This window comes from Ruegeria sp. HKCCD6604 (assembly GCF_013110635.1).
In the GTDB taxonomy this organism is placed as follows: domain Bacteria; phylum Pseudomonadota; class Alphaproteobacteria; order Rhodobacterales; family Rhodobacteraceae; genus Ruegeria.
The window spans coordinates 194,041-209,189 of record NZ_WVQW01000001.1 but is presented as its reverse complement, the minus strand read 5'-3'; the positions used below and the strand labels follow the sequence as shown (position 1 = coordinate 209,189).

The 15,149-nt window shown below is 58.2% G+C and carries 16 protein-coding genes; 8 read left to right on the top strand and 8 right to left on the bottom strand.

The window, feature by feature from the left end; all coding sequences use genetic code 11:
* Nucleotides 1–73 precede the first annotated feature (73 nt).
* The 6 genes from GS614_RS01000 to GS614_RS00975 all read right to left on the bottom strand — a co-directional run bounded on the left by GS614_RS01000 (nt 74) and on the right by GS614_RS00975 (nt 7,078).
* Complete coding sequence (locus GS614_RS01000; RefSeq protein ID WP_171328559.1) at nt 74–385, bottom strand: multidrug efflux SMR transporter; 312 nt, start codon at nt 383–385, stop codon at nt 74–76.
* A 154-nt stretch (nt 386–539) separates the two neighbouring features.
* Nucleotides 540–1,916, bottom strand: coding sequence for a TRAP transporter large permease (locus GS614_RS00995; protein WP_152457844.1), 1,377 nt, complete (start codon nt 1,914–1,916; stop codon nt 540–542).
* Entirely contained in the window at nt 1,916–2,593 is a 678-nt protein-coding gene (locus GS614_RS00990) for a TRAP transporter small permease (RefSeq protein WP_171116150.1), read from the bottom strand. Before GS614_RS00990 ends, GS614_RS00995 begins: the two co-directional genes overlap by 1 nt.
* Before the next feature lie 113 nt (nt 2,594–2,706).
* Nucleotides 2,707–3,708 carry a DctP family TRAP transporter solute-binding subunit gene (locus tag GS614_RS00985; RefSeq protein ID WP_171116152.1) on the bottom strand — a complete coding sequence of 334 codons (1,002 nt, stop codon included), beginning with the start codon at nt 3,706–3,708 and terminating at the stop codon, nt 2,707–2,709.
* 362 nt (nt 3,709–4,070) lie between these two features.
* On the bottom strand, nt 4,071–5,300 hold the full coding sequence (locus tag GS614_RS00980; protein ID WP_171116154.1) for a sigma-54 dependent transcriptional regulator: 1,230 nt from the start codon (nt 5,298–5,300) through the stop codon (nt 4,071–4,073).
* The gene (locus GS614_RS00975; RefSeq protein ID WP_171725301.1) at nt 5,297–7,078 is read right to left on the bottom strand and encodes an ATP-binding protein; all 1,782 of its coding nucleotides are present in this window, start codon (nt 7,076–7,078) and stop codon (nt 5,297–5,299) included. Before GS614_RS00975 ends, GS614_RS00980 begins: the two co-directional genes overlap by 4 nt.
* Here GS614_RS00975 and GS614_RS00970 point away from each other — a divergent pair.
* Nucleotides 7,077–8,258: a cytochrome P450 gene (locus GS614_RS00970; RefSeq protein ID WP_171725300.1), complete on the top strand. Its 1,182-nt coding sequence runs from the start codon at nt 7,077–7,079 to the stop codon at nt 8,256–8,258. The two genes, GS614_RS00975 and GS614_RS00970, sit on opposite strands and share 2 nt — an antisense overlap.
* Before the next feature lie 128 nt (nt 8,259–8,386).
* On the opposite strand, the gene GS614_RS00965 is transcribed toward GS614_RS00970, so the two are convergent.
* Entirely contained in the window at nt 8,387–8,869 is a 483-nt protein-coding gene (locus tag GS614_RS00965; protein WP_117869097.1) for an Lrp/AsnC family transcriptional regulator, read from the bottom strand.
* 144 nt (nt 8,870–9,013) lie between these two features.
* On the opposite strand from GS614_RS00965, the gene cobA reads away from it, so the two are divergent.
* The 7 genes from cobA to infC all read left to right on the top strand — a co-directional run bounded on the left by cobA (nt 9,014) and on the right by infC (nt 14,639).
* A complete protein-coding gene (gene cobA, locus GS614_RS00960) occupies nt 9,014–9,790 on the top strand; it encodes a uroporphyrinogen-III C-methyltransferase (RefSeq protein ID WP_171116159.1) in 777 nt (258 codons plus the stop codon).
* Nucleotides 9,790–10,104 carry a DUF2849 domain-containing protein gene (locus GS614_RS00955; RefSeq protein WP_171204680.1) on the top strand — a complete coding sequence of 105 codons (315 nt, stop codon included), beginning with the start codon at nt 9,790–9,792 and terminating at the stop codon, nt 10,102–10,104. The genes cobA and GS614_RS00955 overlap by 1 nt, the downstream gene beginning before the upstream one ends.
* 65 nt (nt 10,105–10,169) lie before the next feature.
* Nucleotides 10,170–11,834: a nitrite/sulfite reductase gene (locus GS614_RS00950; RefSeq protein WP_171362938.1), complete on the top strand. Its 1,665-nt coding sequence runs from the start codon at nt 10,170–10,172 to the stop codon at nt 11,832–11,834.
* On the top strand, nt 11,824–12,585 hold the full coding sequence (locus GS614_RS00945) for a phosphoadenylyl-sulfate reductase (protein ID WP_171116163.1): 762 nt from the start codon (nt 11,824–11,826) through the stop codon (nt 12,583–12,585). The genes GS614_RS00950 and GS614_RS00945 overlap by 11 nt, the downstream gene beginning before the upstream one ends.
* The gene (locus GS614_RS00940; protein ID WP_171116164.1) at nt 12,582–12,989 is read left to right on the top strand and encodes a DUF934 domain-containing protein; all 408 of its coding nucleotides are present in this window, start codon (nt 12,582–12,584) and stop codon (nt 12,987–12,989) included. The genes GS614_RS00945 and GS614_RS00940 overlap by 4 nt, the downstream gene beginning before the upstream one ends.
* A 109-nt stretch (nt 12,990–13,098) precedes the next feature.
* Nucleotides 13,099–13,932, top strand: coding sequence for a ferredoxin--NADP reductase (locus tag GS614_RS00935; protein WP_152457833.1), 834 nt, complete (start codon nt 13,099–13,101; stop codon nt 13,930–13,932).
* A 158-nt stretch (nt 13,933–14,090) separates the two neighbouring features.
* Nucleotides 14,091–14,639, top strand: coding sequence for a translation initiation factor IF-3 (infC, locus tag GS614_RS00930; protein WP_152457832.1), 549 nt, complete (start codon nt 14,091–14,093; stop codon nt 14,637–14,639).
* A gap of 57 nt (nt 14,640–14,696) precedes the next feature.
* Here the strand turns inward: infC and GS614_RS00925 are convergent, their stop codons facing one another.
* The gene (locus GS614_RS00925; protein ID WP_171725299.1) at nt 14,697–15,110 is read right to left on the bottom strand and encodes a hypothetical protein; all 414 of its coding nucleotides are present in this window, start codon (nt 15,108–15,110) and stop codon (nt 14,697–14,699) included.
* Between the last annotated feature and the right edge of the window lie 39 nt (nt 15,111–15,149).

Here is a 15,149-nt window from a genome sequence, read left to right as displayed (position 1 = left end):
GCCGGTCAAAATTCCGAGCTTCGTGTGTGTACTGCAAACTGCCGAAGTACTTTGGCTTGGCCAGTCAAGGGCTTCAGGAAAGCTTCATCACCACAAGGCCTGTCACGATCAGAACCGCAGCTGCGATCCGCGCAGGTGTCAGGGCTTCGCCAAGAAACAGAATACCGACACTGAACGCCCCCACCGCACCGATCCCAGTCCAGATCGTGTATGCGGTCCCCAACGGCAAGTCCCGCATTGCAAGCGCCAGCAGACCAAATGAACCCAACATCGAAACGCCCATCACGGCCGTCGGCCACAATCGGGTAAAACCGGCCGACTGCTTCATGGCAACCGCCCAGACAATTTCCAAAAGGCCAGCAAACAGAAGAAAGATCCAGGGCATAAGACAACCTCATATCCGTACGGGTCGTCCCGAATGATGTCCCAGAAAGCAGAGGTCGTCCTCTATGCCTCAGATAAGAACCCATCGCGCGGTTTCAAGACACGAAAAAGCCGGGCAGTTGACACCACCCGGCTTTGCTCAGTTTTCAGGCAGTCTAGTTGGTTATTATTTCCGGCCCCATGAAGGTGTTGGGCAGGAAGGTCGAAATCCACGGAATATACGTCACCATGATCAGGAAGACGAACAGCACCGCAAGGAAGGGCAGCGCCGCCTTCACAACGCTCATCATCGGCATACCCGCAACACCCGAAGTCACGAACAGGTTCAGACCGACCGGAGGCGTGATCATCCCGATCTCCATGTTGACCACCATGATGATACCCAGATGGATCGGGTCGATGCCCAGCTCGATAGCGATCGGGAACACCAGGGGCGCCACGATGACCAGCAGGCCAGACGGTTCCATGAACTGACCGCCGATCAGCAGGATCACGTTCACCACGATCAGGAAAGCCACCGGGCCAAGGCCCGCCGACAGCATCGCTTCGGCGATATGCTGCGGCACCTGTTCGTCGGTCAGAACATGCTTGAGGATCAGCGCGTTGGCGATCACGAACAGCAGAGTGACAGTCAACTTGCCAGCCTCGAACAGCGTATGCTTGGTGTCCGGGTGAAAGAAAGCCGTGATCAGCGCATAGGGTTTTTTTAGCAGCGGCAGGTTCTGTGTGCCTTCTTCCGTGCTCAGCGGGCCCATGTCCTTGTACACAAAGCTGGCAATGAAGAACGCGTAGACTGCGGCGACTGCGGCGGCCTCGGTCGGGGTGAAGATGCCACCATAGATACCACCCAGAATGATGACGATCAGGAAAAGACCCCAACCGGCCTCACGGGCCGAGGTAAAAATCTCTCCCCAGCCTTTCCATTCACCCTTGGGCAGGTTCTTGACCTTGGCCATGACATAGATGGTGATCATCAGCATCAAACCAGCCATCAGACCGGGAATAACCCCCGCAAGGAACATGCGCCCAACCGAGACTTCAACAGCGGCGGCATATACGACCATGACGATGGACGGAGGGATCAGAATACCCAGTGTCCCCGCGTTGCAGATCACACCGGCGGCAAATTCCTTGGAATAGCCCACCTGACGCATCCCCGCGATGACGATCGAGCCGATGGCGACCACGGTCGCCGGGGACGACCCGGACAGGGCTGCGAACAGCATACAGGCAAAGACGCCCGCAATCGCCAGCCCGCCGGGCAAATGCCCGACACAGGCGATCGAGAACCGGATGATCCGTCGTGCGACACCGCCTGTTGTCATGAAGGACGACGCCAGGATGAAGAACGGGATCGCCAGCAGGGTAAAATGCCCTTCAAAAGCCTCGAACAGCGTGCCCGCGACAGAAGCGAGTGAACTGTCAGAGTAGATCAGCAGAAACAGGGTCGAGCTGAGGCCAAGCGCAACCGCAATCGGCACACCGATCAGCAGCAGGCCGACAACCATCGAGAAAAGAAGTACGACGTCCATCAGTTGTGCTCTCCTTGCTGAGCACGGACTTCTTCGATCTCGTCCTCGACTTCGTGGCTGGCGACAAGGCGATCCGTTTCACCACGCCAGATCTGAACGGCAACCTGGGCGAACCGGATCACCAGCAGCAGCATCGATACCGGCAGCACCAGATAGGGCACCACCTTGGGAAGCTTCTCGTATCCTTCGCCATAGTTGATCAGGTCTTCCAGAAACCGCAGCGGAGCGACCATCGGGATATCGTCAACCTCATAGAAGCTCTGGCTGCGGGCGTCGAAGTTGAGCCCGGTCGGGAACCAGCGTCCGGATGTCGGCGGCAGATCCGCGAAGACCGCCCAATAGTCATAGGCGCCTTTCAGCAACAGCAGCGAAAACACCAGACAGCACCCCACAGCGATGAGCGCCAGAATGCGACGCGGCGCCGGGGCCAGCATGTTCAGGATCGCATCAACACCCAGATGAGAGTGTTTCTTGACCGCGTAAGAGGCACCAAGCAGCACCAGCCAGCCAAAAGTGAACACCGTCAGTTCAAGCGCCCACAGGATATTGGAATTGAAAACAAACCGCGCGATCACGTTGGCAAATGTCACGACCGTCATCAGGCCCAACAGACACGCGATCAGGGTTTCTTCGATATGGTCGACCAGCCCGCCTTGGCCGGAATTCGCACCAGACATCTTTCTGTCCCCGCATTTTTTGTGATGAGAGAGTGTTGGGCGGGCTTGTTCAGCCCGCCCGGCCAGCGCGTCGAATACTCCCCAGTCCCCGGACGCGCGGCCTTTGGCCAGATTCAGAAGCCGGCGTTGATGGCCTGAGCCGCGTCGATCTTGTCCTGACCCACGTCACCTGCGAACTGGTCCCAAACAGGCTTCATCGCATCAACCCAGGCCTGACGCTGTTCCGGGGTCAATTCGCGGATGACACCGCCTGCTTCAACGATCGAAGCTTTGGCTGCTTCGTTCACGGCAAAGGCCTCTTTGTTCCGTGTTTCCGTGACTTCAGCCAGAATGGTCTGGAACTGGTCACGTACGTCCGGATCCAGGCTGTCCAGCCAGTCCACAGAGGTTACGACCAGATAGTCGATGATGCCGTGGTTGGTCTCGGTGATGCCGTCCTGCACCTCGAAGAACTTCTTGCCATAGATGTTCGACCAAGTGTTTTCCTGACCATCCACAACCCCCTGTTGCAGCGCGCCGTAAACTTCCGAGAACGCCATTTTTTGCGGGCTGCCACCAATGGCCTCCATCTGTGCCACCAGAACGTCCGAAGACTGCACGCGGAACTTCAGACCGTTTGCATCCGACGGATCGACCAGCGGCTTGTTGGCCGACATCTGCTTCATGCCGTTGTGCCAGAAGGCCAGCCCCTGAAGGCCACGGCGCTGCATGCTGTCCTTCATCGCCTGACCATCAGCCGAAGCCTGGAATGCATCCACAGCATCGATGTTCTTGAACATGAACGGCAGGTCAAACAGGCGGAACTGCTTGGTGAACTTCTCGAACTTTGACAGCGACGGTGCGGCCAGCTGAACGTCGCCCTGCAACATCGCCTCCAGCACCTTGTCGTCGTTGTACAGGGTCGAGTTCGGATAGACCTCCATGCACATCACGCCGTTCATCTCATCATTGACGCGCTGTTCCAGCAGCGATGCGGCAATGCCCTTGGGGTGTTTGTCAGTGTTGGTCACATGCGCGAACTTGACGACGATTTCACCATCGTCACAGGCTGCCATCCCTGCGGTGGCTGTGACTGTCAGCGCCAGAGCGGTTGCTGCCGTTGTCAGGAATTTCATCTGTCTTTTCCTCCCAGACTTCCTTGAAACTGTCCTTCGACACCAATTCGGTATCAGATGCAGCGAAGTGAAACGAATCGGCACGATCCACTCAACGATTTGTTTTTTGCTCCTCGAGTTTCTATTTAGTGATTTTATTTCATAAGGTTATGAACCGTTCTGCAATGGATACTTGACGCACTCGAAACCCCGAGTGCGAAATTCCGCACAGCAATCTTCCAGTTTGTGCGGAAATCCGCACACCCTGCGAATCAAAACACCCGAATCAACTGGCGCGAAACCGCAGCCCGCGACAGCGGGCTGCCCGGCCCAACAGCTTTAGACGCATGTTAAAACGGAAAAAGGTGGCGGGAGCCCGACCGTTATCGCCGGTAATCCTCGGCCCGAATCTGGTACCGTGCCAGCTTGTCGTAAAATGTCTTGCGCGGCAGTTTCAATGCCTTCGCCGCATCTGATGCCTTACCGTTGTGACGACCCAGCGCCGCGATGAGCAGCGACCGCTCCACCCGCGCCATCTGTTCGCTGAGCCCCAGATCAGTTGCCTGCGCGACTTCTTCCGGCATTCCCAGCACGAAGCGCATCGCGGCTGACATCAGGGATCGCGCATTCCCCGGCCAGTCGCTGGCCATTAGCGACGCCAGATGCTCGGACGAGATTTCCGGCGCCACGATCCCCGCCTGTTCTGCGGCCTGTGCAACGTAATGGCGGAAGATCACCGGAATGTCGTCGGGGCGTTCTGCCAGCGATGGAATACGCACCCGCATGACATCCAGCCTGTAAAACAGGTCTGCATTGAACCGGCCTTCAGAACTCAGCGCTGAAAGATCAGCGGTCGTTCCCGCAATGATACGCCCGCCTGGTCCATGCTCGATGATCTCCAACGCCGCAAATTGCGTGGCATGGGGCATGGCCGAGACTTCATCCAGAAACAATGACCCACCTGCCGCATCTTCACAGCTCTCGGCCAAGTCGTCGGGGCTGAGGCTTGAGGCCGTGCGTTTGACAAATGGTCCCTGCCCTGCTGGCGACATCAGATGCACGACCTCGGCGACCTTCGAGATGCCGCTGCCTGGCGGTCCTGTCACAAGAACTTCGGCACCTGTTGGCGCAACGGTCCGAACCCGCTCGCGCAGGGCCTCGGCCTGGGGCGACAGGCCGAACAGCAAACGCGCGGCGGGGTCTCCTCGTTCCAGCTCGGATTTCGCCGCTCTTTGCTCCAATACCTGCGAACGGGCTGCAAAGGCGCGTTCAAGCACCTCCAGAAGATCGGACGCGGCGCACGGCTTTTCCAGAAAATCGAACGCACCCTTTCCCATGGCGTCGACGGCCATGGGAATATCGCCCTCACCCGTCAGAAGAACCACGGGAAGATCCGGATCGACCTCTCGGGCATAAGACAAAAGATGGAACCCGTCCCGCCCCGGCATGCGGATATCAGAGATGATGACACCGGGAAACTCGCGGCTGATGTGATCCTTGGCCGCCACAAAGGATCCAGCGGTCGTTGGCTGATAGTCCGCCAATTCTAGAGTTTGAGACAGGGCCTCGCGTACGGCGGCATCATCATCGACCAACAAAACCCTGCGCATCATGCGGCCTCTTCCTTGTCGCAGGGTTCCAGTTCGACGGTAAACATGGCCCCATCCGCCGTGTTCGCGCCCCGTATATCCCCACCAAAGCTTTGAACCAGCCCGTAGGAAATGGAAAGCCCCAGCCCCAAACCTTCTGACGATCCAACGCTTTTCGTGGAATAGAAGGGCTCGAACATCCGGTCGGGGTCTTCAATGCCCGGGCCAGTATCCTGCAAGGAAACGCTCAATCGTGCGCCTTTTCGCAGCGTTATCGTAATAATCCGTTTTGGTCGCCCCAGCATTGCATCCGCCGCATTGTTGATCAGATTCACGAACACCTGCACCAAACGTACTTCACCCCCCCAAACATACACAGCGCCATTCGGGGGGGTCCAGTTCAGGGTTACGTCGTCGTCTCGCAGGCGGGCCTCGGTCAGTTCAACAGCGGTGTTGAGAACCTGAATCAGGTCAACCCGCCCCATCGGTTCGCTTTCGTTGCGGGCAAAGGCGCGAAGGTTCTTGATGATCCGCGCCATCCGCGCCGCCATTTCCGAGATCCGGCCCAGGTTCTCGGCAGCCATTTCAGGTTTTCCCCGCGTCATGAACGCTGAACCGTTATCCGCAAATTGTCGTATGGCCATAAGCGGCTGGTTCAGTTCGTGGCTGATGCCCGCCGACATTTGCCCCAAAGCGCTGAGCTTTCCCGCCTGCACCAGGTCTGCCTGGGCCCGCCGCAGCGCCGCCTCGGCTTCTTCCCGTTCCGCCACTTCCTTGCGCAAACTGGCATTTGCCACTGTCAGGTCATGGGTACGTTTGGCCACACGGCTTTCCAGAACGGCATTCGCTTCTGCCAATGCCCGCCGCCGCTCCATGGCAAGAAAGAGCATGGCCCCAAAGGCCAGACAGATCGCTGCGACGGCCGCCGCCTGAAGCCTGGCAAGCTGAAGGGCCGGCGCCACGTCCACCAGAACCTCGGCAGTCATGTCGATCACCGGCAAATCAAGGGTCAGATGCAGCGCATCGCGCGGCAGGTAACGCCCCCAGTTCAAATGCCACAACTCGTGCCTGCCAACCTGTTTCGAAGAAAAATCGACGGCCGCACCATCTGGCGGCGTCAATCCCGCCTCACCGTCCGCCCGGCGCCAGAACAGCAGGTCGGATCTGTTGGAAATGAAAACGACACCATCTGAATCGACAAAGAAAACCGCCTCGGTACTGCCACGCCACGTTTGTTCAACGTCCTGAACATCAGCAACGACCATCAACGCGCCTTCGATCTGGCCAGACGGGCCAAAAGTGGGGGCGGCATAGGAATAGATCCGGTCATCGCCCGCGGGCACAACCTCATGCGCGCTGCCCAGGGCGCCCTGCATCGCGCGGCGGAAAGCTGGGTGCCCGGCCATGCTGCGCTGGGACACCAGCTGCGCCGACACCAAAACCTGCCCGTTCTTGTCCAGATACATCATGTTTACGGCGGCAGTCTTGTCTGCAACGTCCAGCAGCATTTCCCGGGCCTGGCGTCTGTCGGCCTGTGTTTCCAGTTCATGCAAAACGGGATGTGTCGCCATCAGCACGGCAAGTTCCTGATACACCTGCATCTGCGTGCTCAGCCGGTCAGCCGCCAGCTCAAGATCGGCCTCTGCCTTCTCGCTCAACTGAGACAGGGCCTGTCGATAGCCATAAGACCAGACAAACCCCGACAATAGCCCAACGGCGATCAAAAAACCGGAAATGAACCAAACCCTGTGCATAGACAGGGTCTTGCATTCAACGCGCCGCATGGCAAGTGTGCGGCGCATGAAGTCTTTTTCGCAATCGCCGACAGACCCGGGTTTCGTCCAAAACCCCTACCCGTTCTACGACAAGGCGCGACGCGCAGGCGATCTGTTCTATTGGCAGGACTACGATATGGTCGCCGCGGTTTCATACCGCGCGGTTCGCGCCCTGTTTCGGGACCGCAGATTTGGCCGCGAGGTACCGCCCGAACTGGCAGAGCAAGGTCCAGCCCACCTGGCGCCCTGGCTGGCCATCGAGGCCCATTCACTGCTTGAAGCAGAACCACCCAGGCACACACGCCTTCGATCATTGGTGATGCGCGCCTTCACGTCACGGGCGATTTCTGCGCTGCAACCTTCCATCGAAGATCTGTGCCACGGCCTGATCAAGGAATTCCCTCGGAACACGTTCGACCTGTTGGAAGCCTATTGCACTCAGGTTCCGGTGGTCACGATCTGCCGGCTTCTGGGCGTCCCCGAAGCCATGGCGCCCGATCTGCTACGGTGGTCTCACGATATGGTTGCCATGTATCAGGCCAATCGCACGCAGGACACCGAAGACACGGCCGCCAAATCATCTCGGGAGTTCACCGAATTCCTGAAGGAATACATAGAGCTGCGGCGCAATGATCCACGGGACGACCTGATAACCCGGTTGATAAGCGCCGAGGAAGAAGGCCAGAAACTGTCACTGGACGAGCTGGTTGCCACCTGCATCCTGCTGCTCAACGCAGGCCATGAGGCCACCGTGCATTCACTGGGGAACGGGGTGAAAACCCTGTTGCAGACCCGTACCGCCCCCGACGCCCTGGCACCGGATGGACTCGACGCAACCATCGAAGAAATCCTGCGCTATGACCCGCCTCTGCACATGTTCACACGTTACGCGTATGAGGACGTGGATCTGTTCGGCCATTCATTCAAACGTGGCGATCAAGTGGCACTGTTGCTTGGCGCGGCCAACCGCGACCCCGCTGTCTGGGCTGAACCGAACACGTTTCAGCCGAGCCGTCCGATTGAAGTCAACACAAGCTTTGGGGGCGGAATTCATTTCTGCGTCGGCGCACCTCTGGCGCGTCTTGAAATGCGGATTGCTTTGCCGATCCTGTTCGAAAGCTGTCCAAACCTGCAACTGGCTGCGCCGCCGCATTATTCGGACAGCTATCACTTTCACGGGCTGAATCAGCTGCTGGTCAGACCTTAGCCATCACCTTTCGCATTTCCACACGATGCCTCTGGCGATTTTGCTTCCGGCCGGATGAAAACACCCATCAGTTCATCTGGCTCAAAGCCCCCTGAAAGACACTGGCGGAGGAGCCACGGTCGAGTGTTCTAGGCCCCCTCTGCCAACGCATTCAGCGGCAACATCGTCGTGGACTTGATCTCTTCCATGGACAACAACGCCGTGACATTGTGCACGCGCACCTCCGAGATGAGCGACTGATAGAACTGATCATAGGCGCGCGCGTTCTTGACCCGGACTTTCAGGATATAGTCGATATCACCCGCCAACCGGTGCGCCTCTTGCACTTCGGGGTGATCCTTCAATGCTTTCAGGAATTTACGTTGCCAGTCCGCCTCATGTTCCGAGGTGCGGATCAAAACAAAAAAGGTGGCTTCGAACCCAAGTGCCTCGGCATCCAGCAGAACCGTTTGCTGGCCGATGATTCCCGCCCCCTTGAGCTTGCGAATGCGATTCCAGACAGGCGTCTTTGAACTGCCGACCCGAGCCGCAATTTCGTCCAAAGATTGGCCCGCATCGCGTTGCAGCTCGGCCAGAATTTTTCGATCCGTGTCGTCTATCCGCACCGACATTCCAATTTTCCTTCTGTTTCGATGCCCCTGTTCCGGTTTTCCCGAATTTCAGAACATTTGTCCTTATTTCAGCGGCGATATGGCGCTTTGGTGGGAATATTTCCTATATTGAGGGTCAAGTCAAACAATGCCCGAGACGATCCGATGCAGGATTTTCACACAACCAAGCCCAAAGGTCATGTCGACTTTGTCGGCGCCGGACCCGGTGACCCCGAATTGCTGACGCTCAAGGCGTTGGCCGCATTCGAGCGCGCGGATGTGGTGCTGCATGATCGCCTGATCAGCAAGCCTGTGCTGGACGTTGCCGCCCAGAACGCCGCTTTGGTCGATGTCGGCAAGGCCGGGTTCGGCCCCTCATGGAAGCAAAGCGATATCGACGCGCTTCTGGTTGAACACGCCCTGAATGGCAACCGTGTGGTGCGTCTCAAATCGGGGGATCCCACAATCTTTGGCCGCCTGGACGAAGAAATCGAGGCCGTCGATGCGGCCGGTATTTCCTGGCAGATCATTCCCGGCATCACGGCGGCCTCTGCCGCAGTGGCTGGCATCGGTCAAAGCTTGACCCGCCGCGGACGCAACTCATCGGTGCGTTTTTTGACCGGGCACGACATGCAAGGATTCGCGGATCACGATTGGAACGCTCTGGCTCAGGCCGGTTCCGTGGCGGCAATCTACATGGGCAAGAAATCCGCTCGGTTCATTCAGGGCCGTCTGATCATGCACGGCGCCGATCGCACCAACCCCATTACCCTGGTCGAGAATGCATCGCGTCCCGACCAACGGATTTTGGCCACCACCTTGGACCAATTGCCCACCGATCTGGCCGCCGCCGAAATGGATGGACCGGCCCTGACCTTCTATGGCCTTGCCCCGCGCGAAGCGGCGCAGGCTGTAACCGAATTCAACAAGGAGCTTGCCTGATGGCCCGCGCTTTTACCCCCAAAATCGTCACTGCAAATGACTTGCTCGAAGGTGACGTGATTTATCTGACGGAAGATGACCGCTGGTCTCGTGACCTGAGCGAAGCAGAACTGATCACCGACGAGGCGCATGCGCAGGTTCGCCTGCTGGATGCCGCGCGTCAGGCAAACAAAATCGTGGGCGCTTATCTGGCCGATGCCGTCGCTGGCGAAAACGGCCCCGAGCCCACCCATTTCCGGGAAGACTTCCGCCGCACTGGTCCGTCCAACTATGCCCACGGCAAACAGGAAACTTCCCCGCAGCCCCGGGCCTGACCTCTGGCCCTTCTCTCTCCCCTTCAAGGCCCCAGGTTCGGGGCTGCAACCAAGGACAGCTAGACATGTATCGCTACTCCGAGTTTGACAAAGATTTTCTGGCAGAGCGTAACGCGCAGTTCCGCGCTCAGGTCGAGCGCCGCATCGACGGTTCGCTGACCGAAGATGAATTCAAGCCTTTGCGCCTGATGAACGGCCTGTATCTGCAATTGCACGCATACATGCTGCGAGTCGCCATTCCCTACGGCACGCTGAACAGCGCGCAAATGCGTCAACTGGCCCTGCTGGCTGAAAAGTGGGACAAAGGTTATGGTCATTTCACCACCCGTCAGAACATCCAGTACAACTGGCCGAAACTGAAAGATGTGCCAGACATGCTGGACGCGCTGGCCGAGGTCGGCATGCACGCCATCCAGACCTCGGGCAACACCATCCGCAACGTGACCGCCGACCATTTCGCCGGTGCCGCCGCGGATGAGGTCGCCGACCCGCGCCCCTATGCCGAACTGCTGCGCCAGTGGTCGACCGACCACCCAGAGTTCCAGTTCATGCCGCGCAAGTTCAAGATCGCGATCACCGGTTCGGAAAACGACCGCGCCGTGATCAAAGCGCATGACATCGGCCTGCAACTGGTCGAACGTGACGGCGTTCTGGGTGCCCGCGTTATCGTGGGTGGTGGTCTTGGCCGCACCCCGATGATCGGCAAGGAACTGTCCGAATTCGTCGCATTCGATGATCTGCTGGCCTATCTGGAAGCCACCGTGTCGGTCTGGAACCAGATCGGTCGCCGCGACAACAAGTACAAGGCGCGCATCAAGATCACCGTGCATGAACACGGCATCGACGCCATCCGCGCCAAGGTGAATGAACGTTTCTTGCAGGTTCGCCCACAGTTCAAGGGCGCCGACATGGCGCTGCTGGATGAGATCAAGGGCCATTTTGCGCCTCCGGCCTTCCGCGAAGGTTCGGTTGCGTCGTTTGAAAGCGCCTATTCCAACGATCCGGTTTTCCGGTCGTGGGTCGATACCAACATCGCGCCGCACAAGAACGCGGACCACGCGATCGTTACGATCTCGATCAAGAAACACGGCCAGACGCCGGGTGATGCGACCGCCGAGCAGATGCGCGTGATGGCCGATCTGGCCGAAGAATTCGCCTATGATGAGCTGCGTATCAGCCACGAGCAGAACGTGATCCTGCCGCATGTCCACAAATCGGACCTGCCCGCGATTCACGCCAAGCTGAAACAGCACGAACTGGCCACCGCCAATATCGGCCTGATCAGCGATATCATCGCCTGCCCCGGCATGGATTACTGCGCGCTGGCGACGGCCCGCTCGATCCCGGTTGCTCAGGAAATCGCGACCCGCTTTGAAGAGTTGAAGCTGGAGCATGACATCGGGCACCTGAAGATCAAGATCTCGGGCTGCATCAACGCCTGCGGCCACCACCATGTGGGCCATATCGGCATCTTGGGCCTGGATCGTGCAGGCGTCGAAAACTACCAGATCACACTGGGTGGCGACGCCACTGAGACGGCAGCGATCGGCGACCGCACCGGTCCGGGTTTTGCCTATGACGAGATCGTGCCGGCCGTGGAACGCATCGTCGACACCTACCTGGATCTGCGCGAGAGTGCTGAAGAAACTTTTCTGATGACCTATCGCCGCGTCGGCATGGAGCCGTTCAAGGCCGCTCTCTACCCCGAGGCTCGGGCGAATGCCGCTTGATCTGATCCAAACGGAACTGGGCAAAGACCGCAGCGACCTGACCGAAAAGGTCAACGCATTGAATGCCCGGTTCCGTCACCACAGCGCCCATGACGTGATGCATGGCGCCCTTGAAGAGATCGATGCGCTTGCTCTGGTCTCAAGCTTTGGTGCGGAATCGGTGGTGCTGCTGCACATGGCTGCGGTGATCGACAAGATGACGCCGGTGTTGTTCGTGGATACCCAATTGCTGTTCACCGAAACGCTGGAATACCAGCAGGAAGTCAGCGAGCGTCTGGGTCTCAGGAACATCCGGATCATCCGGGCGGATGACGAAGAACTGCAACGCGAAGACCCCTATGGCGCGCTGCGCCTGCGGGATACGGATGCGTGCTGCAACTTGCGCAAGACCTTTCCCTTGCAGCAAGCCCTGACCGGGTATTGCGGTTGGATTACCGGCCGAAAACGGTTTCAGTCCGGCACGCGCGCCGCGCTCGAGTTTTTCGAGGTCGAAGACGGCACGGGCCGGATCAAGGTCAATCCGCTGGCCCATTGGGCGCCGGACGATGTGCGCGCCTATATGGAAGAAAACAACCTGCCCCGGCATCCGCTGGTGGCCAAAGGATACCCTTCGATCGGCTGTGCGCCCTGCACTTCACCGGTGAAGGAAGGCGAAGACCCCCGCGCCGGGCGCTGGCGCGATCAGAACAAGGAAGAATGCGGCATTCATTTTGTCGATGGCAAGATGGTGCGCATCGGAGAGAAAACATGAACGTAATCGTAACGGATGAGGGCTTTTCGCCCGATGACTGGACCGACGGCTTTGTCACTCTGGATGATGCCGCAAATGACGTGGTTGCGCTGGACGTCAGCTCGGACACGGACCCGGATGAGCTTTTTGACCGCTTGGGCAGTGCCAAGCTGGTCCGGGTGGATTTTCCATCCTTTGCCGACGGTCGCGGCTTTACCATCGCCCGCACCCTGCGCCTTAAGGGCTATACGGGACGCTTGCGCGCCAAGGGTCATGTTCTGGCAGACCAATATGCCATGGCACGTCGCTGCGGCTTTGACGAAGTTGAGATTGACGGAGACCTGGCAGATCGCCAGCCCGAAGATCAGTGGCTTTCCCGGGCCAACTGGAAAGAGAACAACTATCAGGCGCGTTTGCGCGGTTAAAAGCCGCCCATCGCCAGCTTGAAACGCAAAGGGGGCAATCTGTCCCCTTTTCCTGACTTGGATCAAAGATTAAACGGAGATGTCGGTTTAGCAGACCGGCAGGTAAACGATGACAGAGATGAAGCCCGTGAGCGAAGCAACTGCCGTGAAGGCCCCGGTCCTGCCGGACGCGCAAACTGTAACCGAGGTCAAGCATTGGACCGACAGCCTGTTCTCTTTCAAGGTGACGCGCCCCGCCACGCTGCGTTTCCGCTCGGGCGAGTTCGTGATGATTGGTCTGCTGGGCGACAATGGCAAGCCATTGCTGCGCGCCTATTCAATCGCTTCGCCGTCGTGGGACGATGAGCTGGAGTTCTATTCGATCAAGGTTCAGAACGGCCCGCTGACGTCGAAGCTTCAGCATATCAAGCCCGGCGACCAGATCATCCTGCGCCCCAAGCCGGTTGGCACGTTGGTGCATGACGCACTGCTGCCGGGCAAGCGTTTGTGGTTCTTTGCCACCGGCACCGGCTTTGCCCCGTTTGCTTCGTTGTTGCGTGAACCGCAAACATATGAAGATTATGACGAGGTGATCATCACCCATACCTGCCGCGAAGTGGCCGAACTGGAATATGGCCGCCAATTGATCGACAGCATCCGTCAGGATGAAATGCTTGCCGAACTTATAGGCGAAGGCTTTGCTGACAAGATCCGCTACTACCCGACAACCACGCGCGAAGAGAGCCCCAAGATGGGCCGGATCACCGACCTGCTGAAGGATGGCACCGTGTTCAGCGATCTGGGCATCGAAGGCGGAATCAAGCCCGAAACCGATCGCGCCATGGTCTGCGGTTCGCTGGCTTTCAACCTGGACATCAAGGAAATCCTTGAAGGTTTTGGTCTGCGTGAGGGCGCGAATTCCGAACCCAAAGAGTTCGTGATCGAAAAGGCCTTTGTCGGCTAAAGGCACCATGCGTTCGGAGCTTTGCAGCCCCGAACGCAAAAATCAGCGGACAAAACACTGTTTTTTCGCAACTGCCGGTGTTTATGCCGCTTGAAGTGTGGCCCGGCCCGGTTTAAATTCCGGGCTCGAAATTCTGCAATTATCAAAGGAATGAACCCATAGCTCGCAGACCTCACAACGCGCCGCCACAACGAGACACCGGCCCGCGCGTCAATGATAAGATCCGTGCCCCCGAAATTCGCCTGATTGGCGCCGAAGGTGAAAATGTCGGGGTGGTTCATCCCGCCAAAGCCATGCAGATGGCCGCCGATGCCGGTCTTGATCTGGTCGAAATTTCGCCCAATGCGAACCCACCGGTCTGCAAGATCATGGACTTCGGCAAATTCAAATACGAAACGCAGAAACGCGAAGCCGAAGCCCGCAAGAAGCAAAAGATCATCGAGGTGAAAGAGGTCAAGTTCCGACCCAACACTGACACGCATGACTATGACGTCAAGATGCGCAACGTCTTCAAGTTTCTGGAAAACGGCGACAAGGTCAAAGTTACCCTGCGTTTTCGCGGTCGCGAAATGGCACACCAGAACCTGGGCCGCGAATTGCTGGAGCGCGTTGCCGAGGACGTCAAGGACTTGGGCAAGATTGAAAACATGCCCAAGATGGAAGGCCGTCAGATGATCATGATGATCGGCCCGCTGCCGCAGAAATAATCCGGTCCAAAGATCGAAACGGTCCAAGCCCCTTCTCTCTTGAAGGGGCTTTTTTGCTCAGGGCGCTTGCCTGCTGCGCAACCAACGGGCCGCATCCCGGAAATCGAACACCAGCGAGGTGATATCGACGATCAGAAGCACCCGGAGAAAGCCGGCAAAGGCTGGGCTCAGGGGATCTTCAGAAAACAGCAGAAGCGTCGCGATGATGACCAACGGCACCCAGCACAGAATGTGCGGCAAGGCCATCGCACCGCTCATCCCGCGTGCACCCAACATGATAGGCACGTTCAGCGCCATGCCTGAAATTGCAAGCAATGCAATCAGGTGCCCCTGTGGCTGATCCAGAAATGCCAACGGAAGCAGGTTTACCGGCACCAAAACAAAGGCTACCCAGACCTGCACCCACACAGGGAGCGTTCGGAAACTGCGCCAGATATCCAGCACCATGGACGTCGCCTTTTCCAATTCCATAGCCCACGACACATAACAAACGTGTCGCAGGCAAACAGG